Origin of the sequence: Pantoea sp. NGS-ED-1003 (assembly GCF_000738765.1) — a bacterium.
Classification (GTDB): domain Bacteria; phylum Pseudomonadota; class Gammaproteobacteria; order Enterobacterales; family Enterobacteriaceae; genus Pantoea; species Pantoea septica.
In genome coordinates, this window is the sequence record NZ_JPQA01000010.1 from 89,382 (window position 1) to 109,118 (window position 19,737).

Below are 19,737 nucleotides of genomic sequence, written 5' to 3' on the forward strand. Positions count from 1 at the left end.
GAAAAAAGCCACGCCGCGCACATTGTTAACGATTGCGCGGCTGTGTTGTTACTTAATTTGCATAAAAATTGTGACTTGTGCGACTTTTTTCGATCTGGCTCGCAGGCTCAGCTTTCGGTGGGGTCGATATCAAGCGTCCATTTAACTTTGCGCGCGGCGGGCAGGGTCGCGATCAGCGGCAGCGAGCCGTCGAGCAGCTGCTGTAGCCGCTTACGCGAGGCGTGCTGCACCAGCAGCTGCCATCGCCAGCGTCCGCCGCGCTTCGGCTGCAGCGCCGGTACCGGGCCCATGAGCCACATCGCGGTATCCTTCAACGGGCTGGCGTCGAGCAGATTGCGCAGCTGCTGCAAGAATTCAGCAGCCTGCTGGTTGTCGTGATCTTCGGCGCGAAACAGCGCGTGGCTGGTCCAGGGCGGCAACATAACCGACTGGCGCTCCAGCAGCGTCTGCTGGGCGAAGGCGAAATAGCCCTGGTGCAGCAGCGTTTGCAACAGCGGATGTTCCGGATGGTGGGTCTGCAACAGCACTTCGCCCTGTTTGCCCGCGCGGCCGGCGCGACCGGCGACTTGCGTATAAAGCTGCGCGAAGCGCTCGGCGGCGCGGAAGTCGGCGGAAAAAAGCGCGCCGTCGACATCCAGCAGCGACACCAGCGTCACGTCCGGGAAGTGGTGGCCTTTCGCCAGCATCTGCGTGCCCACCAGGATGCGCGCGCCGCCGCGATGCACGTCGGCCAGATGCTGCTCCAGCGCGCCTTTGCGGCTAGTGGTGTCGCGGTCGATACGCGATATCGGCACGCCAGGGAAGAGCGTGCCGAGCTGCTGCTCCAGCTGCTCCGTGCCGACGCCGACCGGCAGCAGATGGGTCGAGCCGCACTGCGGGCACTGATTGGGCAGCGGTCGCTGGCTGTCGCAATGGTGGCAGCGCAGCTGGCGCTGCTGCTGGTGCAGGGTGTAGTAACGTTCGCAGCGCTGACACTCCGCAATCCAGCCGCAATCATGGCAGAGCAGCGCGGGCGAATAGCCGCGGCGGTTGAGAAACAGCAGCACCTGATTATTCGCCTGCAGATGCTGACGCATTTTGCCGATCAGCGCGGGTGCCAGCCCGCCAATAAGCTGCTGGCCTTTGAGATCCACCAGCTGCTGCAGGGCCGGTTTCGCATTACCGGCGCGCTTCGTCAGGTCCAGCTGGCGATATTTGCCGCTGTGCACGTTGTGCAGCGTCTCCAGCGCGGGCGTCGCCGAGCCCATCACGATCGGGATATCCTCTTCGCGCGCGCGGAATACCGCCAGGTCGCGCGCCTGATAGCGCCAGCCTTCCTGCTGTTTATAAGAGCTGTCGTGCTCTTCGTCGATAATGATCACGCCCGGACGCGCCAGCGGCGTAAACAGCGCCGACCGCGTGCCGATGATAATGGCGTTTTCGCCCTGGCGCGCGCGCAGCCAGACGGCAAGGCGTTCGCTGTCGTTGAGCGCGGAGTGCAGCACGTCGACCGGCGCGTCGAAGCGCTCGCGGAAGCGGGCGATGGTCTGCGGCGTCAGGCCGATCTCCGGCACCAGCACCAGCGCCTGCTTGCCGCGCGCCAGCACATTTTCCAGCACGCTAAGATAGACTTCGGTTTTGCCGGAGCCGGTGATGCCGGCCAGCAGCCAGGCGGCGTAGTGCTCATCTTCGCTGCGGATAGCGCCGACCGCCATCGCCTGATCGGTATTGAGCCGTAGTCGCTCGCCTTTAACGGCGTAGTGCGTGCGCCAGTCCAGCCGCTGCGGCTGGTGTTCGCGCAGGTCGCACAAGCCTTTCGCACGCAGCGCCTGAAAAGCGGTTTCGGTAAGATCCTGCTCCGCGACCTGATGGCGATAGAGCGGCTGATGACGCAATGCCGCCAGCGCCTGCTGCTGTTTCGGCGCGCGCTTCAGGCTCTCCGGCGTGGTCGCCTGACCCTGTTCGGTGATGATCCATTGCCACAGCGGCGCCTCCTGCGCCGGCTTGCCCTGGCGCAGCAGCACCGGCAGCGCGTGGCTCAGCACCTCGCCCACGGGCGAATGGTAGTAGCCCGCCGCCCAGTTGAGCAGTCGCCATAGCGAAGGCGGATAGAGCGATTCGTTGTCCAGCACGTCGGCGACGCGCTTGAGCTGCGCCTCCGGCAGATCGCTCTGGTCGCGGAAACCCACCACGACGCCGACCATTTTCCGGTTGCCGAACGGCACGCTGACGCGTCCGCCCAGCACCGGCTGCGCGCCGTGCGGCAGTAGATAGTCAAACAGACGGGGTAGCGGAACGGGCAGGGCAACCTGAACGACGGGCATGGCGATCTCTTTCCGGTTCAACGATTCATAGCGGGACGCCTAGTGTACACGCTGGCGCGACCAGCGGGTATCTTGCAGAAGATTTGCTAAAAGCGGTTATTTTCTGTATAGTATGCCGCCTTTGGTGAGAAAGGTCTCGCCAGAGCTTAAACATTAATGTTCAACCGCGTGTGGTGCTGTGCAGGTTTTTAGCCTGGCACGGAGAGCGACACGGCCTTTTATGAGGTTCTCCCATGAAACAAGGTATTCACCCGAAATACGAAGCTGTGACCATCACCTGCACCTGCGGTAACGTGATTCACACTCGCTCTACTATGGCTCACGACATGAACCTGGACGTCTGCGGTAAATGTCACCCGTTCTACACTGGTAAGCAGCGTGAAGTTGCCACCGGTGGCCGCGTTGACCGCTTCAACAAGCGTTTCAGCGTACCGGGCGCTAAAAAATAAGTTTTCTGAGCGGAATGATTCGCGCCTGGCGCTGAGTCATTCCGCTCTGCTGTTTTCCCTCGCATTATCTCTCTGACTCTCTCCGTTCTGTATTCCCTGATAAAAATCCTTTTACTGCCTCTATGCGCAGCGCACGCTTACGCCTTTATTCATACGGACGCGGAATAACCTGACCATTCAGGCTTTTTTTATTTTCTGTTCCTTAAAATGCCAGAGAATGTCGCAAAGATAGTTCTGCAAAGAAAAGACAATAATTAAACAGGGAAGGGACTCTGGTGCCGAAAAAATTAAGTTTTGATGAGACCAGGCAGAAAATTAAGAAGAGGGCGGGAGAAAACTATGGCAGCAGAGTCTCAAACGATAATCTGCTGCCAGCGGCAGGCTATGCTATTAATATTCCCAGGTGTCGGGATCGACGCCTTTTTCGCGCATGATTTTTTTCGCTTCTTCCGGAATTTCATCGCTGCGTTCTTTACGCAGATCGACATCGTCCGGCAGCGGCTGTCCGGTGAAGGCATGCAGAAAGGCTTCACACAGCAGTTCGCTGTTTGTGGCGTGACGCAGGTTGTTCACCTGACGACGAGTGCGCTCATCCGTTAAAATTTTCAGCACGCTCAACGGGATAGAGACAGTGATTTTTTTAACCTGCTCACTCTTCTTACCGTGTTCAGCGTAGGGGCTGATATATTCGCCGTTCCATTCAGCCATGGGTTACCTTAATCAAAAGTTGAAAGTGGGAAATCCGTGGATTATGCCCGATTTTACCGTGCCTGACCTCTTGAACTGCGGGGTTTCTTCATCCTGGCCGCAAAAGCGGACGCAAAACGCAGGCAATGAGGGGTAATTTTAGCGGGTTATAGCATTCTGCTCAATCTATACGCAAAGACATTTAGATGTCCAGATGTATTGACGTCCAATTGTGGAATGTTATCCTGATGCCTCTTTATTACTCTCTTCAGGAACAAAAAGCACCATGACGCGTAAACAGGCAACCATCGCAGTCCGCAGCGGTTTGAATGATGACGAGCAATATGGCTGCGTTGTCCCGCCGATTCACCTCTCCAGCACCTATAACTTCCTCGATTTTAACGAACCGCGCGCGCATGACTATTCGCGCCGCGGCAACCCGACGCGCGACGTGGTGCAGCGCGCGCTGGCGGAGCTGGAGGGCGGGGCGGGCGCGGTGCTGACCAATACCGGCATGTCGGCGATCCATCTGGTGACGACGGTGTTCCTGAAGCCGGGCGATCTGCTTGTCGCCCCGCACGACTGCTATGGCGGCAGCTATCGCCTGTTCGACAGCATGGCGAAGCGCGGCGCTTACCGCGTGAAGTTCGTCGATCAGGGCGATCGCGCGGCGCTGGATGCGGCGCTGGCGGAAAAACCGAAGCTGGTGCTGGTGGAGAGTCCGAGCAATCCGCTGCTGCGCGTGGTGGATATCGCCGCTATCTGCGAGGCAGCGCGCGGCGCAGGCGCCGTCAGCGTGGTCGACAATACGTTCCTCAGCCCGGCGCTGCAAAACCCGCTGGCGCTGGGCGCGGACCTGGTGATCCACTCCTGCACCAAATATCTCAACGGCCACTCCGACGTGGTGGCGGGCGCGGTGATTGCGAAAGATCCGGCGCGGGTAACCGAACTCGCCTGGTGGGCGAATAATATCGGCGTCACCGGCGCCGCTTTCGACAGCTACCTACTGCTGCGCGGTCTGCGCACGCTGGCGCCGCGTATGGCGGCGGCGCAGCGCAACGCGCTGGCGATTGTGAGCTATCTGCAACAGCAGCCGCTGGTGAAAAAGCTGTATCATCCTTCGCTGCCGGAAAACGCCGGACACGAATACGCGGCGCGTCAACAGCGCGGCTTCGGCGCGATGCTGAGTTTCGAGCTGGACGGCGACGAAGCCTTGCTGCGTCGTTTTCTCAAAGCGCTGCAGCTGTTTACGCTGGCGGAATCGCTCGGCGGCGTAGAAAGCCTGATTTCCCACACGGCGACCATGACGCACGCCGGCATGTCGGCGGAAGCGCGCGCGGCGGCGGGCATTTCCGAGACGCTGCTGCGCGTCTCGGTGGGCATTGAGGATCATGATGATTTAATTGCCGATCTGGATAATGCGTTCCGGACGGCATCCGAGGGTTAAAAATGACGATTTCAGCCGGCGCGGCAACGCCGAATAGTAAGCAGTTGCACAAATTTGGCGGCAGCAGCCTGGCGGATGCGCGCTGTTATCAGCGCGTCGCCAGCATTATGGCGGATTACAGCCAGCCGGGCGATTTGATGGTGGTGTCCGCGGCTGGCTCTACCACTAACCAGCTGATTAGCTGGCTAAAACTCAGCCAGAGCGATCGCCTGGCCGCGCATCAGGTGCAGCAGGCTTTACGGCGTTATCACAGCGAGCTGATCGCCGGACTGCTGCCGGTTGAATATGCCGAGCCGCTCATGGCGAATTTTATTCGCGATCTGGAAAAGCTCGCCGCGCTGCTCGACGGCGCTATCAGCGACGCGGTCTACGCCGAAGTGGTCGGCCACGGCGAAGTGTGGTCGGCGCGGCTGATGGCGGCGGTGCTGAGCCAGCGCGAGATCGATGCCTGCTGGCTCGACGCGCGCGACTTCCTGCGGGCAGAGCGCGCCGCGCAGCCGCAGGTCGACGAAGGCAAATCCTGGCCGCTGCTGCAAACGTTGCTGGCGCAGCATCCGCACCAGCGTATCGTGGTGACCGGCTTTATTAGCCGCAACGACGCGGGCGAGACCGTGCTGCTGGGGCGCAACGGTTCCGACTACTCCGCCACGCAGATCGGCGCGCTGGCGGGCGTCGGCCGCGTCACCATCTGGAGCGACGTGGCCGGCGTCTATAGCGCCGATCCGCGCAAAGTTTCCGACGCCTGTCTGCTGCCGCTGCTGCGCCTCGACGAAGCGAGCGAGCTGGCGCGCCTCGCCGCGCCGGTGCTGCATACGCGCACGCTGCAGCCGGTGTCCGGCAGCGATATCGATCTGCAGCTGCGCTGCAGCTATCAGCCGGAGCAGGGCTCGACGCGCATCGAGCGCGTGCTGGCATCCGGTACCGGCGCGCGCATCGTCACCAGCCATGACGATGTCTGCCTGATTGAAGTTCAGGTGCCGGATCAACACGATTTCGCGGCGCTGCATAAAGAGGTCGAGCTTCACCTTAAGCGGGCGCAGCTACGTCCGCTGGCGACCGGCGTGCATCCGGATCGCCAGCTGCTGCAGCTCTGCTATACCGCCGAAGTGGTCAACAGCGTGTTTCAGCTGCTGCAGGATGCGGGCCTTCCCGCTCATCTGCAGCTGCGCGAAGGGCTGGCGCTGGTGGCGCTGGTCGGCGCGGGCGTCACGCGCAATCCGCTGCACAGCCACCGTTTCTGGCAGGAGATCCAGGACCAGCCGGTCGAGTTCGTCTGGCAGTCGGAAGATCACATCAGTCTGGTAGCGGTGCTGCGCGTCGGGCCGACGCAGTCGCTGGTGCAGGGGCTGCATCAGTCGCTGTTTCGCGCGGAAAAACGTATCGGCCTGATGCTGTTCGGCAAAGGCAATATCGGCTCGCGCTGGCTGGAGCTGTTCGCGCGCGAGCAGGAAGCGCTGTCGGCACGCACCGGCTTTGAATATGTGCTGGCGGGCGTGGCGGACAGTCGTCGCAGTCTGCTGAGCTATGAGGGGCTTGACGCCAGCCGCGCGCTCGCCTTCTTCGATGACGAAGCGGAGGAGCGCGACGAAGAGTCGCTGTTCCTGTGGATGCGCGCGCATCCGTTCGACGATTTGGTGGTGCTCGACGTCACCGCCAGCACGCCGCTGGCGCAGCAGTACCTCGATTTCGCCAGCCACGGCTTTCACGTCATCAGCGCGAATAAAGTCGCCGGGGCGTCCGACAGCCAGACCTGGCGGCAGATCCGCGACGCCTTTACCAAAACCGGACGACACTGGCTCTATAACGCCACGGTCGGCGCCGGTTTGCCGATTAACCACACGGTGCGCGATCTGCGCGACAGCGGCGACACCATTTTAGCCATTAGCGGCATCTTCTCCGGCACGCTCTCCTGGCTGTTCCTGCAGTTCGACGGTACGGTGCCCTTTACCGAGCTGGTAGACCAGGCGTGGCAGCAGGGCCTGACCGAACCCGATCCGCGCGTCGACCTGTCGGGACAGGACGTGAAGCGCAAGCTGGTGATCCTCGCGCGCGAGGCGGGCTACAACATCGAGCCTGACCAGGTGCGCGTCGAGTCGCTGGTGCCGGCCGGCTGCGAGGCGGGATCGATCGACGACTTCTTCGAGCATGGCGAGGCGCTTAACGAGCAGATGCTACAGCGTCTGGAAGCGGCGCAGGAGATGGGGCTGGTGCTGCGCTACGTGGCGCGTTTCGACGCCAGCGGTAAAGCGCGTGTCGGCGTCGAAGCGGTGCGGCCCGAGCATCCGCTGGCGTCGCTGCTGCCGTGCGATAACGTCTTCGCAATCGAAAGCCGCTGGTATCGCGACAATCCGCTGGTAATCCGCGGTCCTGGCGCGGGACGCGACGTCACCGCCGGCGCAATTCAGTCTGATATTCATCGACTTGCTCAACTGCTGTAATATTTTGCGCGCCTGCCCCGTTGGCAGGCGCTCAACGCCACTTTTTCATCCGCATGAATTTCCCTCACTATGTTTGAATATTTGTCACGCCGCTTTATCACTTTTCAGTTGACGACTCCCTGAGATTGGGTCATTTTGTGCATCTGGACGTCTAAACGTATGGATGTTCGCAGGCCGCAAATTAACCCGACGTTTTTGATGAGGTAAGCAGGATGAGTTTCTTTCATGCCAACCAGCGCGAAGCGCTGAATCAGAGCCTGGCGGAGCTGAACGGGCAAATTAATGTCTCATTCGAGTTTTTTCCGCCTCGTACCAGCGAAATGGAAGAGACCCTGTGGCACTCGATCGATCGTCTCAGCAGCCTGAAGCCGAAATTCGTCTCCGTCACCTACGGCGCCAACTCCGGCGAGCGCGACCGCACCCACAGCATTATCAAAGGCATTAAAGATCGCACTGGCCTCGAAGCCGCACCGCACCTGACCTGCATTGACGCCTCGCGCGACGAGCTGCGCGCGATTGCGGAAGATTACTGGAAAAACGGTATTCGCCACATTGTGGCGCTGCGCGGCGATCTGCCGGCGAACGGCGGCAAACCCGATATGTACGCCTGCGATCTGGTGTCGCTGCTGAAAGAGGTCGGGGATTTTGATATCTCGGTGGCCGCCTATCCGGAAGTGCATCCCGAGGCGAAAAGCGCGCAGGCCGATCTCATCAACCTGAAGCGCAAAATCGATGCGGGCGCCAGCCGCGCGATCACCCAGTTCTTTTTCGATGTCGAGAGCTACCTGCGGTTTCGTGACCGCTGCGTCGCCACCGGCATCGACGTCGAGATCGTGCCAGGCATTCTGCCGGTGTCGAACTTTAAACAGCTAACGCGCTTCGCCACCATGACTAACGTGCGTGTGCCGGGCTGGATGAACGCGATGTTCGAGGGGCTGGATGATGACCCGGAAACGCGCAAAATGGTGGGTGCCAATATCGCCATGGACATGGTGAAAATCCTGTCGCGTGAAGGAGTGAAGGATTTCCACTTCTATACGCTGAACCGTGCGGAAATGAGCTACGCCATTTGTCATACGCTGGGCGTACGGCCGGTGCTGGCCGCCTGAGCGGCCTGAGGGGGGCAGCGCTGCTGCCCCATGTATCGCTAAAACACCACCGCCTGACCATCCTTTCTGCTCTCTGTCGCCGCGATATAGAACCCCTGCGGGTCGCGAACGATCGCCTGCGCGCCGCCGAAGTTATAGCCCTGCAGCGGATCCTCCAGCGTCACCTGATGTCCTAGCCGACGCAGCGCCGCCAGCGTATTGCGCTCAAGCGCGGATTCGAACACCACGTGACGACCCTGCTCCACGCGCCAGCGCGGCGCGTCGATTGCCGCCTGCGGATTCTGTTTGTGCAGCATAATACGCAGCGCCAGCTGCAGGTGGCCCTGCGCCTGCATCGGCCCGCCCATAACGCCGAACGACATGAGCGGCGCGCCCTGCGCGTCGAGCGCGAAAGCCGGGATAATGGTATGGAAAGGGCGCTTGCCGCCCGCCACCACGTTGGGATGCGCGGGATCGAGCGAGAAGCCCGCGCCGCGATTTTGCAAACTGATGCCGGTGCCAGGCACCACCACGCCGGAGCCAAAGCCCATAAAGTTCGACTGAATAAAAGAGACCATCATGCCGCTGGCATCGGCGGCGCTGAGATAGACGGTGCCGCTCTGCTGCGGCGCGCCGAAGACGAAGTCGCCCGCGCGTTGAGGATCGATGAGCGCCGCGCGTTGACGCAGATAGCCCTCGCTCAGCAGCCGCTGCGCCGGAAACTCAAGATGATCTTCATCGCTGACGTAACGCGCCAGATCCACCAGCGCCAGCTTCATCGCCTCAATAGAGAGGTGCAGCCAGGGAACGGAGTCGGGCGCGTAGCGGCCGATATCGAGCTGCTCGAGAATGCCCAGCGCAATCAGCGTGGCGATCCCCTGGCCGTTGGGCGGCAACTCCTGTACCGAACCGCCGGCAAACGGCTGCGACAGCACGCTGACCCAGTCGGCTCGATGTCTGTCGAGATCCTCCAGCGTCAGCGCGGCGTTATGCTGGCGGGCGAAGGCGACCATTTTTTCCGCCAGCTCGCCGCGATAAAAACTCTCTCCGTTGCTTTCGGCGATCTTTTGCAGCGTGTCGGCCTGTGCCGGATTGCGAAACAGTTCGCCAGCGCGCGGCGGCCTGCCGTCGGGCGCAAAACATGCGCCAAAGCCGGGCTGATGCTGGAGCTTGTCGAAACCGCGCTGCCAGAGTTCGGCGATCAGCGGCGAGACCGGAAAACCGTTGCGCGCGTAATCGATGGCAGGCTGTGCCAGCGTGGTCAGCGGCAGGGTGCCGAAGCGCTGCGCCAGCGCCGCCCAGGCCGATACCGCGCCCGGCACGGTGACCGCTTCCCAGCCGATCTCCGGCATACGGCTGCGGCCGACGAAGCGCCCGGGATGCCAGGCGGCCGGCGCGCGGCCCGACGCGTTCAGACCGTGCAGCCGACTGCCGTCCCAGATGATGGCGAAGGCGTCGCTGCCGATGCCGTTGCCGGTCGGCTCCAGCACCGTTAGCGCCATGGCGGTGGCGATCGCCGCGTCCACCGCGTTGCCGCCCTGCAGCAGCATACGCAAACCTGCCTGCGACGCCAGCGGCTGAGAAGTGGCCACCGCGTTGCGGCCCATCACCGGCACGCGATGCGACGCGTAGCTGGCGTGAAAATCGAACTCAGAATGCATTTCCCGTTCCTTAGCTGAGTGCAGCTGCGCCATACCGATGCGCCGAGGTGGTGCAATGTCTATCCTGTCGCAGGCCGGGGGAGAGGTGAAACAAGAAAAAATCACAGGCTTTGCATCCTGGCGCGATTTTTGCCTGATTATTAGACAGAAAGCTTTACAGTAGCAGTGTAAACGGTGCGCATTTTTTGCAATTTTTGCGCTTTTTTTAAGCGCAGCGCGGTGGGTTTGCCTTTTGTGATCAAGGGCTTGTTTTGCTTATAGCAAAAAGGACAGCTTTAGCTAAAAAAATAATCGATATTCCCGCAGCAAATCGTCAGGTCTCTATCCATACTTAGAATCCCGGCGAGATGACCCATTGCTCTGACAAACTTATCAGACAGTGGGCATCAGGCTGTGTCCCGTAGGGGTTTCACTAACGATAACCATAAACCCTTGCGGGATACAGCCTGCAAAGATCGGTGTGTGAACCATTTGGTTTTTACCTCTACTTTCACGTGATTCATAGTGAGTTTTAAGGAGTTCTCTATGGAAGTAAAAGATCCTGTTTTTGAATTGCTCAGCAGCCTTGAGCAGATTGTACTGACACGTGATGCAACACCTGCCACAACTGAAATTCAGCTTCAGCCCGCCATGCCAGAGCCGCAGCGCCTGCGTGAGTTAACCGGAATGAAAGTAGATGAATTTGCCAAAGTGATGGGCGTCAGCGTCTCCTCGGTAAAAAGCTGGGAAGCGCGCCGTACACGTCCTTCCGCGACGGCGCAGAAACTGATGAAATTGCTGCATGCCAATCCCTATCTCGGACGGCAGTTACTGGACTAAAAACAAGAACAAAAGATAACCCGCCGCGGCGGGTTTTTTTTTAGCTCAGCCCGCTATATTTCGCCGCCTGTTTAACGAACCAGCTTTCCGGCACGCTGTAGGGCGGTTGGCCGAGCTGCGCGATCCCCTGTTCGATAACGGCGCTGGCCTGCTGCCATAGCTGGGCGTCGCCCTGCTTAAGCAGCTGGATCTGAACGCGTTTCTCCACCAGATAGATGCGGGCGAAGTGGGGATCGAAGCGTACGATGGCGCGCGTATTATCGATAATATCGGCTAGCTTGACGGTTTGCGCCTCGGGCGACGCCTCGGCGGTATGGCGAAAGTGCGCCAGCTTGCGCGCGGCGCGGTTTTTCGCCTGCGGCTGGGCGCTATCGGTCAGCATCCCGACCAGCTGTGCCACGCGCGAACCGAAGTGCAATTCAATGTCGGCCAGCGTGGTGGCGGTATCTTCAACCGTATCGTGCAGCCAGGCGGTCGCCAGCAGGGCGTCGTCTGCGCTGACGCTGCGCACCAGCTCCGCCACGGCGGCGGGATGAACGATATAGGGTTCGTCGGTATATTTGCGCCGTTGACCGGCTTCAGCATGAGCGCGCGTCGCGTAGCGTCGCGCCTGCTCTTCCAGAGATTCCAGCATGCAAAAGCCCTCCTGGTTAAAAGTTGCTTGCAATTGTCTAGCGCGCTATTTATATTGATTGCCATGAACAGTAACCAAAATGACAAAAAAGCGAAGGCGGCGCCACTGTTGGTCAATCAACAGCTTTGCTTCGCACTCTATTCCGCCAACCTGGCGATGAATAAAGTCTATCGGCAACTGCTGTCGCAGGTCGACCTCACCTATCCGCAATATCTGGTGATGCTGGTGCTGTGGGCGCAGGACGATCTCACCGTCTCGGAAATCGGCGAGCAGCTGTTTCTCGATTCCGCCACGCTGACGCCCCTGCTGAAGCGGCTGGAAAGCGCAGGGTTGATTAACCGCCAGCGTTCGCGTCAGGATGAACGTCAGGTGGTCGTGACGCTGACGGATCAGGGCCGCGAGCTGCAAAGCCAGGCGAGCGCCATTCCGGAGTCGATTCAGTGCGCCACGGCCTGCGACGAAGAGACGCTGCTGGCGCTGAAGAACGGGCTCGATTTACTGCGCGACAATCTCAACCGGTCGCGCTAAAGATTTAGCGGGCGCTCGCGCCCGTCGAAACATCGGCTACACTTTTATTAATCGCGTACGATTAAATCGTTTATAAAGAGAGGAAGTTATGTCTTTAGAGAAAGTTGTTTATACCGCAAAAGCCAAAGCAACCGGCGGCCGTGATGGTCGTGCAACCTCTTCTGACGGCGTGCTGGACGTGAAGCTGGGCGTGCCGAAAGAGATGGGCGGCGCCGGCGGCGAAGTCACCAACCCGGAGCAGCTGTTCGCTGCCGGCTATTCCGCCTGTTTCCTCGGCGCGATGAAATTTGTAGCGGGCCGCGACAAAATCGCGATGCCGAAAGACGCATGGATTGAAGGCGAGGTCGGTATCGGTCCGATTCCGAACGGTTTCGGCATCGAAGCCAAACTGAATATTCACCTGCCGGAGATGGACGAAGCGGAAGCGCAGAAGCTGGTTGACGCCGCGCATATCGTTTGTCCGTACTCTAACGCCACGCGCAACAACATCGACGTGACGCTGAATATCATTCGCTAAGCTTTACGGGCCCGGCAGCGGGCCCACTTTCATTTTCCCCGCTTTTCTGGCACCTGTTCGCTGCCGTCTTTTCTGGCCTGCCTGGTTATTTTATGTTCTACTGTGCAGCCTCGTGAAAGAGCCGTCCGATCCCGTTCAGATTCTTCTTGTTCGCCTGACAATCGTTATGTCTCTGCGCTAATTCAGCGAACTCTTCCGCGTTGCGATAGTCACAATAGCGTTCAACATCGTGCTTAAGTCCCGGGAAAACCCTTTAAGATGAATTATATTAAGACCATAACTCAGCAAAAGCTGTCGCTGCTGCTGGCGTTATACATCGGCATCCTGCTGAATTTGCCGATTTTTTACCGTCGTTTTGACGGCTTTCTTATCAAATCCACACCCACCAACTGGCTGACGGCTTTCACGGAAGTGATGGCTATCGTCGTGCTGACTTTTTTCCTGATGCGTCTGCTGTCGCTGGGCGGCAAGCGGCTCTATCGCATACTCGCGACGCTGCTGGTACTGATTTCCGTCGCTGCGGCCTACTATATGGCCTTTTTTAACGTGGTTATCGGCTACGGCATCGTCGCCTCGGTGATGACCACCGACGTCGATCTGTCGAAAGAGGTGGTCGGCCTGCACTTCGTGCTCTGGATGGTCGGCGTCAGCGCGCTGCCGCTGCTGATGATCTGGCGTAATAACCTCAGCCAGACGCTGATGGAGCAGCTGCGCACGCCGGGACAGCGCCTTAAGCCTGCGCTGTTGATGCTGTTGTGCGTGGCGCTGGTGTGGCTGCCGATCCGCTATTTCGACAAGCTGCAAAAGGCTAATGAAGAGATTACCAATATCGATCTGCCGAGCTACGGCGGCGTGGTGGCGCACTCTTATTTGCCGTCAAACTGGCTGGCAGCGGTAGGGCTGTTTGCCTGGACGCGCATTGATGAGACGCTGGACAGTCAGGAGCTGCTCGATCCGGCGAAGAAGTTTACCTATGTCGCGCCGCCGGGCATTGACGATACCTATGTGGTGTTCGTGATCGGCGAGACCACGCGCTGGGATCATATGGGCATGCTGGGCTACGATCGCGATACCACGCCGAAGCTTTCTAAAGAGAAGAATCTGGTGGCGTTCCGTGGCGAGTCGTGCGACACCGCCACCAAGCTGTCGCTGCGCTGTATGTTCGTGCGCGAAGGCGGCACCGAGGATAGTCCGGGACGTACGCTGAAAGAGAAGAATATTTTTGCCGTGATGAAGGAGCTGGGCTTTTCGTCCGAGCTGTTCGCCATGCAGAGCGAGGTCTGGTTTTACGATAACGCGGAGGTTAATAATTTCGCTTTCCGCGAGCAGATTGGCTCTGAGCCGCGCAATGCCGGCAAGTCGGTAGACGATATGCTGCTGGTGCCGGAACTGAAGGCGTCGCTGGATCGCTATCCGCACGGCAAGCATCTGGTGGTGCTGCATACCAAAGGTTCGCACTATCTCTATTCGCAGCGCTATCCGCGCAGTTTCGCGCGCTATCAGCCAGAGTGTATGGGCGTCGATGAGACCTGCAGCAAGGCGCAGCTGATTAACGCCTACGATAACTCGATTCTTTACGTGGATAGCATGCTCGATAGCGTGTTCGATCAGCTGCGCGATAAGAAAGCGATTGTGTTTTATGCCGCCGACCACGGCGAGTCGATTAGCGAGAATATGCACCTGCACGGTACGCCGCGCGAGCTGGCGCCGCCGGAGCAGTTCCGCGTGCCGATGATGGTGTGGGCGTCGGATAAGTATCTGGCCGATGCCAATAACCGCGCTAATTTCGAGCGTCTGCAGGCGCAGCAGCGCGTCGGTAAGACGCATCGCCACGTTGAGCTGTTCGATACGATTCTGGGTTGTCTGGGCTACAGTTCGCCGAACGGCGGTATTAAAGCGGCGAATAACTGGTGTCAGGCGCCGGTTTCGTCGCACAGCGACGCGCGGGATGTGACTGAGAAGCACCAGAATTTTGGCGGGCAGGCTGCTTTCCAGGCGAACGCGGCTAAACCGCTAAAAAGCGGTTGACGCTGACAATCGGGCGCAGTAACATGCGCCCCCATCGGTGAGTGGCGCAGCCTGGTAGCGCACTTCGTTCGGGACGAAGGGGTCGGAGGTTCGAATCCTCTCTCACCGACCAGATTTAAGAAACCTGCTTGAAAAAGCAGGTTTTTTTTCGTCTGCAGGAAAACGACGCTGTAAGACTCGTGCTCACGCGGATGGTATGGACGGATCGCAAAGTCGCTGTACGCATCCCTGCGCGCTCGGCCCGCGACGGCCCTGTCGCGGGACGCTTTGCTCTTCCGTCCATACCATCCGCGTTTCGACTGAGGCGCTGTCTGTTTGAAAAGAGATTGCTCACGACTCGTGTTTCTCCGCCCATGCCATCCGCGTTTCGACTGAGGCGCTGTCTGTTTGAAAAGAGATTGCTCGCAACTCGTGTTTCTCCGTGCATGCCATCCGCGTTTAAGCTCAGGTGCGGCCTGTTTGAAACATATGTCGCCTAAGAACTTTAATGCAGCATATTGGCACTTGTTTTAATGTCATTCTCTTCATGCTCGAATGCGCTATCCAATAAAAAGCAGGCATGATTAAACTGTCATTCGCATAAGTTTTTGTGAGGCGTTAACCGCGCGTATCGAACAATTTCGCTGGCTCTTTTTTCGATATAATATCGCCTGTGATTGTTTCTGCTTTTTCCCTCAGTTTTATTAAAAACTTCACTAAATTCCCCATTGCCGCCGTTCAGGCGGGTTTCATCTGATTATTGCCGTTTTCAACGCGCTAATGCGCGCCGCATCAGGCCCAGACGCTTATTTCGCATCGCGTTTTTCTTATGACCTTTTTTATCGTCATGCGGATTGCTTATGCCTGAATCCCAGCATTTTCTACTGCCTGGACGCGATAACGCACGCTGGATCGTTCAGTTATTCAACATTTATCGCGCAAGCGCCGATGTTTTTTAGCGGTGAGAATCACTGTCAATTATCGTCAGGCTTAGTGAGATATATGGTCTGGCAGCGAAAAGCGCTGTGCAATATCTGGCGATTAAGTGAGAAGGCTTTTTTTTACCGTTGCTTGCTATTCCTCACACTCTGTGTAAATAACTCGCGGCTGTATTGACGTTCATTGCAACTGTTGACAAATTGATGCGTCAATAAAGTTGCAGAAGCGGCGTGATCCGGCAGTTTCCACGGCGTCGGGAAAACACAACAAGAACGCTCCGCACTTTCGACCACGTCAGTGGTCCGCCTGAACCGCATAAAAAAAACAGAGGTCGGGCAATACACACAACATCACATCACAATGGAGCAAAAGCATGATCAACTCCCTGGCCAAATCCAGGATGCTGAAGGTCGGTCTGAGCCTGATTGCTATGACCGTCGCCGCAGGTGTTCAGGCAAAAACCCTCGTTTACTGTTCAGAAGGCTCGCCGGAAGGCTTTAACCCGCAACTGTTCACCTCTGGCACCACCTATGACGCCAGCTCCGTGCCGATCTATAACCGTCTGGTTGAGTTCAAAATAGGCACCACCGAGCTGCAGCCTGGCCTGGCGGAGAAGTGGGACGTCAGCGATGACGGCAAAACCTACACTTTCCACCTGCGTAAAGGCGTGAAGTGGCAGACCACCAAAGAGTTTAAGCCGACGCGTGAATTCAACGCCGACGACGTCGTGTTCTCGTTCGAGCGCCAGCTGGATAAAAACAACAGCTTCCACAACGTTTCCGGCGGCAGCTACGAATATTTCGAAGGCATGGATATGCCGAAGCTGATCGGCAAAATCGAGAAAGTCGACGACTACACCGTGCGCTTTACCCTGACGCGCCCGGAAGCGCCGTTCCTTGCCGACCTCGGCATGGATTTCGCGTCGATTCTGTCGAAAGAGTATGCGGACAAGATGCAGAAAGCCGGTACGCCGGAGAAGCTGGATCTGAACCCGGTCGGCACCGGTCCGTTCGTGCTGCAGCAGTACCAGAAAGATTCGCGCATTCTCTATAAGGCCAACCCGGACTTCTGGGGCACCAAGCCGAAAATCGATCGTCTGGTCTTCTCTATCACGCCGGATGCCTCCGTGCGTTATGCCAAGCTGCAGAAGGGCGAGTGCCAGGTGATGCCGTACCCGAACCCGGCCGACATCGCCAGCATGAAGAAAGACACCAAGATCAACCTGATGGAGCAGCCGGGCCTGAACGTTGGCTACCTCTCGTTCAACACCGAGAAGAAGCCGATGGATAACGTCAAGGTACGCCAGGCGCTGACTATGGCGGTGAATAAGCAAGCGATTATCGACGCTGTTTATCAGGGCGCAGGCCAGGCCGCGAAGAACCTGATCCCGCCGACCATGTGGGGCTACAACGACGCGATTCAGGACTACGCCTACGATCCGGAAAAAGCCAAAGCGCTGCTGAAAGAAGCGGGTATGGCTGACGGCTTCTCTATTGACCTGTGGGCGATGCCGGTTCAGCGTCCTTACAACCCGAACGCGCGCCGTATGGCGGAAATGGTTCAGGCTGACTGGGCGAAAATCGGCGTGAAAGCCAAAATCGTGACCTACGAGTGGGGTGAATACCTGAAGCGCGCGAAAGCGGGCGAACACCAGTCGGTGATGATGGGCTGGACCGGCGACAACGGGGATCCGGACAACTTCTTCGCCACGCTGTTTAGCTGCGCGGCGGCAAAAGATGGCTCCAACTACTCGCGCTGGTGCTACAAGCCGTTTGAAGATCTGATCCAGCCGGCGCGTGCGGAGTCGGACCACAATAAACGTATCGAGCTTTATAAGCAGGCGCAGGTAGTGATGCATGACCAGGCGCCGGCGCTGATTATCGCGCACTCTACGGTGTTTGAGCCGGTGAGCAAAAAAGTCTCTGGCTACGTGGTCGATCCGTTAGGTAAACACCATTTCGAAAACGTCGATATCCAGGAATAACTCCTGTGGTGCGGGCCGACCTGTTCGGCCCCTGAGCGGGCGCTTGCCCGCTCGGTCGACGCGCATTTTCGGCTAACTTCTTCGAATAAAACCCAACATCTTCGCGCTGCAGGAAAGCGGCGAGCCGACCAGTCTCCGACATTTGCCGCGGTAAACGTCGGGCCGGGGCCCTCGCGCCTGCGCAGCGAAAGATGACGGTTAACGCACTTTGCGTCGCGCCCGCGATTTTTTTCGGGAGCGAGTTGTGAGCAATAGATCCCGCAGCTTACCGCGGCGGGAAAAGACTGAGAATCCGGCTTATGCTGCAGTTCATACTCCGACGTCTGGGACTTGTCATCCCGACATTTATCGGCATTACCCTGTTGACCTTCGCATTCGTGCATATGATCCCCGGCGATCCGGTGCTGATCATGGCGGGCGAACGCGGGATCTCCCCGGAACGTCACGCCCAGCTGATGGCGGCCTTTGGCCTCGACCAGCCGCTGTGGAAACAGTACGTTCACTACATTTACGGCGTGCTGCATGGCGATCTGGGCATTTCGCTCAAGAGCCGCATCCCGGTATGGGATGAGTTCGTACCGCGCTTTAAAGCCACGCTGGAACTCGGCATCTGCGCCATGATCTTCGCCGTTGCCGTGGGTATCCCGGTAGGCGTTCTTGCGGCGGTGAAGCGCGGCTCTATCTTCGACCATACTGCGGTCGGCATCTCCCTGACCGGCTACTCCATGCCGATTTTCTGGTGGGGCATCATGCTGATCATGCTGGTGTCGGTGCAGCTTAACCTGACGCCGGTTTCCGGGCGCGTCAGCGACACCGTGTTCCTGGACGACAGCAATCCGCTTACCGGCTTTATGCTGATCGACACCTTCTTCTGGGGCGAGGCGGGCGACTTCAAGGATGCGGTGATGCATATGATCCTGCCCGCTATCGTGCTCGGCACTATCCCGCTGGCGGTGATTGTGCGTATGACGCGTTCAGCAATGCTGGAAGTGTTGGGCGAAGATTATATCCGCACCGCGCGTGCGAAAGGCCTGACGCGCATGCGCGTTATCGTGGTTCATGCGCTGCGTAACGCCATGCTGCCGGTGGTCACGGTGATCGGCCTGCAGGTCGGCACGCTGCTGGCGGGCGCTATCCTGACGGAAACCATCTTCTCCTGGCCTGGCCTCGGCCGCTGGCTGATCGAAGCGCTGCAACGCCGCGACTATCCGGTAGTGCAGGGCGGCGTGCTGCTGACTGCGGTGCTGATTATCCTGGTCAACCTGCTGGTTGATCTGCTGTACGGCGTGGTCAATCCGCGCATACGACATAAGAAATAAGGGGGCGTCATGTCTGTTGTTGATCCCGCAAGCGTACCCGCTGCACCCAAGCCGATGACCCCCATTCAGGAGTTCTGGCACTATTTTAAACGCAATAAAGGCGCGGTCATCGGCCTGGTCTATGTAGTGTTAATGCTGCTGATCGCCATCTTCGCCGGCGCGCTGGCGCCGCATGCGCCCGCAGAGCAGTTCCGCGATGCGCTACTGCATCCGCCGGTCTGGCAGGAAGGCGGCAGCTGGAGCTATATCCTTGGCACCGACGATGTGGGCCGCGACGTGCTGTCGCGTCTGATGTATGGCGCGCGCCTGTCGCTGCTGGTGGGCTGTATGGTGGTGGTGCTGTCGCTGATCCTCGGCGTGGTGTTCGGCCTGCTGGCGGGCTACCTCGGCGGCGTGGTGGACGCCATTATCATGCGCATCGTGGATATTATGCTGGCGCTGCCGAGCCTGCTGCTGGCGCTGGTGCTGGTGGCGATCTTCGGTCCGTCGATCGTCAACGCCTCTATCGCGCTGACCTTTGTCGCGCTGCCGCACTATATCCGTCTTACCCGCGCCGCGGTGCTGGTTGAGGTTAACCGCGACTACGTCACCGCTTCCGGCGTGGCGGGTGCGGGCATGCTGCGTCAGATGTTCGTCAACATTCTGCCTAACTGTCTGGCGCCGCTGATCGTGCAGGCGTCGCTGGGCTTCTCCAACGCCATTCTCGATATGGCGGCGTTGGGCTTTCTCGGTATGGGTGCGCAGCCGCCGACGCCGGAGTGGGGCACCATGCTCTCCGACGTACTGCAGTATGCGCAAAGCGCCTGGTGGGTGGTGACCTTTCCCGGTCTGACCATTCTGCTCACCGTGCTGGCCTTTAACCTGATGGGCGACGGCTTACGCGACGCCCTCGACCCGAAACTCAAGCAGTAAGAGGC

General features: G+C 58.9%; 14 protein-coding genes, 1 tRNA gene and 1 pseudogene. 12 read left to right on the plus strand and 4 right to left on the minus strand.

From position 1 onward, the window contains the following. Positions 1–107 precede the first annotated feature (107 nt). Positions 108–2,303: a primosomal protein N' gene (priA, locus tag JS46_RS18895; protein ID WP_033754436.1), complete on the minus strand. Its 2,196-nt coding sequence runs from the start codon at positions 2,301–2,303 to the stop codon at positions 108–110. Between the two features lie 233 nt (positions 2,304–2,536). Here priA and rpmE point away from each other — a divergent pair, with 233 nt between their 5' ends. Beyond that, positions 2,537–2,752, plus strand: coding sequence for a 50S ribosomal protein L31 (gene rpmE / locus JS46_RS18900; protein WP_033754439.1), 216 nt, complete (start codon positions 2,537–2,539; stop codon positions 2,750–2,752). Positions 2,753–3,142: 390 nt separating this feature from the next. Here the strand turns inward: rpmE and metJ are convergent, their stop codons facing one another. Continuing rightward, positions 3,143–3,460, minus strand: coding sequence for a met regulon transcriptional regulator MetJ (gene metJ, locus JS46_RS18905; RefSeq protein WP_033754441.1), 318 nt, complete (start codon positions 3,458–3,460; stop codon positions 3,143–3,145). A gap of 265 nt (positions 3,461–3,725) precedes the next feature. Between metJ and metB the strand changes: the two genes are divergently transcribed. The 3 genes from metB (at position 3,726) to metF (ending at position 8,433) form a co-directional block, all read left to right on the plus strand. After that, positions 3,726–4,886, plus strand: coding sequence for a cystathionine gamma-synthase (gene metB / locus JS46_RS18910; RefSeq protein ID WP_033754444.1), 1,161 nt, complete (start codon positions 3,726–3,728; stop codon positions 4,884–4,886). Positions 4,887–4,888: 2 nt separating this feature from the next. Beyond that, on the plus strand, positions 4,889–7,324 hold the full coding sequence (locus tag JS46_RS18915) for a bifunctional aspartate kinase/homoserine dehydrogenase II (RefSeq protein ID WP_033754447.1): 2,436 nt from the start codon (positions 4,889–4,891) through the stop codon (positions 7,322–7,324). Between the two features lie 212 nt (positions 7,325–7,536). Further along, entirely contained in the window at positions 7,537–8,433 is an 897-nt protein-coding gene (gene metF / locus JS46_RS18920; RefSeq protein ID WP_033754449.1) for a methylenetetrahydrofolate reductase, read from the plus strand. A 38-nt stretch (positions 8,434–8,471) separates the two neighbouring features. Here the strand turns inward: metF and JS46_RS18925 are convergent, their stop codons facing one another. Beyond that, positions 8,472–10,073, minus strand: a complete 1,602-nt coding sequence (locus tag JS46_RS18925; protein WP_033754451.1) for a gamma-glutamyltransferase family protein — start codon at positions 10,071–10,073, stop codon at positions 8,472–8,474. Positions 10,074–10,598: 525 nt separating this feature from the next. On the opposite strand from JS46_RS18925, the gene JS46_RS18930 reads away from it, so the two are divergent. Then, on the plus strand, positions 10,599–10,892 hold the full coding sequence (locus tag JS46_RS18930) for an HTH-type transcriptional regulator (protein WP_033754453.1): 294 nt from the start codon (positions 10,599–10,601) through the stop codon (positions 10,890–10,892). A 40-nt stretch (positions 10,893–10,932) separates the two neighbouring features. Here JS46_RS18930 and JS46_RS18935 read toward each other — a convergent pair whose 3' ends face one another. Beyond that, positions 10,933–11,526, minus strand: a complete 594-nt coding sequence (locus JS46_RS18935; RefSeq protein ID WP_033754455.1) for an HD domain-containing protein — start codon at positions 11,524–11,526, stop codon at positions 10,933–10,935. A gap of 63 nt (positions 11,527–11,589) precedes the next feature. Between JS46_RS18935 and JS46_RS18940 the strand changes: the two genes are divergently transcribed. The 7 genes and pseudogenes from JS46_RS18940 to dppC all read left to right on the plus strand — a co-directional run bounded on the left by JS46_RS18940 (position 11,590) and on the right by dppC (position 19,732). After that, complete coding sequence (locus JS46_RS18940) at positions 11,590–12,054, plus strand: MarR family winged helix-turn-helix transcriptional regulator (RefSeq protein WP_033754457.1); 465 nt, start codon at positions 11,590–11,592, stop codon at positions 12,052–12,054. Positions 12,055–12,142: 88 nt separating this feature from the next. Beyond that, on the plus strand, positions 12,143–12,571 hold the full coding sequence (locus JS46_RS18945; RefSeq protein WP_033754461.1) for an organic hydroperoxide resistance protein: 429 nt from the start codon (positions 12,143–12,145) through the stop codon (positions 12,569–12,571). Positions 12,572–12,829: 258 nt separating this feature from the next. Continuing rightward, a pseudogene (gene eptB, locus JS46_RS18950) lies at positions 12,830–14,503 on the plus strand (kdo(2)-lipid A phosphoethanolamine 7''-transferase); the annotation flags it as partial. A 131-nt stretch (positions 14,504–14,634) separates the two neighbouring features. Further along, positions 14,635–14,711, plus strand: a tRNA-Pro gene (locus tag JS46_RS18955). 1,179 nt (positions 14,712–15,890) lie between these two features. Further along, entirely contained in the window at positions 15,891–17,501 is a 1,611-nt protein-coding gene (gene dppA, locus JS46_RS18960; protein ID WP_033754464.1) for a dipeptide ABC transporter periplasmic-binding protein DppA, read from the plus strand. A gap of 299 nt (positions 17,502–17,800) precedes the next feature. Then, entirely contained in the window at positions 17,801–18,820 is a 1,020-nt protein-coding gene (dppB, locus tag JS46_RS18965; RefSeq protein ID WP_033754467.1) for a dipeptide ABC transporter permease DppB, read from the plus strand. A gap of 9 nt (positions 18,821–18,829) precedes the next feature. Next, positions 18,830–19,732 (plus strand): dipeptide ABC transporter permease DppC, encoded by a 903-nt coding sequence (gene dppC / locus JS46_RS18970; RefSeq protein ID WP_033754469.1) that lies wholly within the window; start codon positions 18,830–18,832, stop codon positions 19,730–19,732. Positions 19,733–19,737 lie beyond the last annotated feature (5 nt).

What these genes read in the sequence shown, in the direction of transcription:
- JS46_RS18915 (WP_033754447.1), top strand. Translation starts at nt 4,889, where the DNA reads ATGACGATTTCAGCCGGCGCGGCAACGCCGAATAGTAAGCAGTTGCAC.
- JS46_RS18935 (WP_033754455.1), bottom strand. Translation starts at nt 11,526, where the DNA reads ATGCTGGAATCTCTGGAAGAGCAGGCGCGACGCTACGCGACGCGCGCT.
- JS46_RS18925 (WP_033754451.1), bottom strand. Translation starts at nt 10,073, where the DNA reads ATGCATTCTGAGTTCGATTTTCACGCCAGCTACGCGTCGCATCGCGTG.
- dppA (WP_033754464.1), top strand. Translation starts at nt 15,891, where the DNA reads ATGATCAACTCCCTGGCCAAATCCAGGATGCTGAAGGTCGGTCTGAGC.
- priA (WP_033754436.1), bottom strand. Translation starts at nt 2,303, where the DNA reads ATGCCCGTCGTTCAGGTTGCCCTGCCCGTTCCGCTACCCCGTCTGTTT.
- dppB (WP_033754467.1), top strand. Translation starts at nt 17,801, where the DNA reads ATGCTGCAGTTCATACTCCGACGTCTGGGACTTGTCATCCCGACATTT.
- metF (WP_033754449.1), top strand. Translation starts at nt 7,537, where the DNA reads ATGAGTTTCTTTCATGCCAACCAGCGCGAAGCGCTGAATCAGAGCCTG.
- JS46_RS18940 (WP_033754457.1), top strand. Translation starts at nt 11,590, where the DNA reads ATGAACAGTAACCAAAATGACAAAAAAGCGAAGGCGGCGCCACTGTTG.
- dppC (WP_033754469.1), top strand. Translation starts at nt 18,830, where the DNA reads ATGTCTGTTGTTGATCCCGCAAGCGTACCCGCTGCACCCAAGCCGATG.
- metJ (WP_033754441.1), bottom strand. Translation starts at nt 3,460, where the DNA reads ATGGCTGAATGGAACGGCGAATATATCAGCCCCTACGCTGAACACGGT.
- JS46_RS18945 (WP_033754461.1), top strand. Translation starts at nt 12,143, where the DNA reads ATGTCTTTAGAGAAAGTTGTTTATACCGCAAAAGCCAAAGCAACCGGC.
- metB (WP_033754444.1), top strand. Translation starts at nt 3,726, where the DNA reads ATGACGCGTAAACAGGCAACCATCGCAGTCCGCAGCGGTTTGAATGAT.
- JS46_RS18930 (WP_033754453.1), top strand. Translation starts at nt 10,599, where the DNA reads ATGGAAGTAAAAGATCCTGTTTTTGAATTGCTCAGCAGCCTTGAGCAG.
- rpmE (WP_033754439.1), top strand. Translation starts at nt 2,537, where the DNA reads ATGAAACAAGGTATTCACCCGAAATACGAAGCTGTGACCATCACCTGC.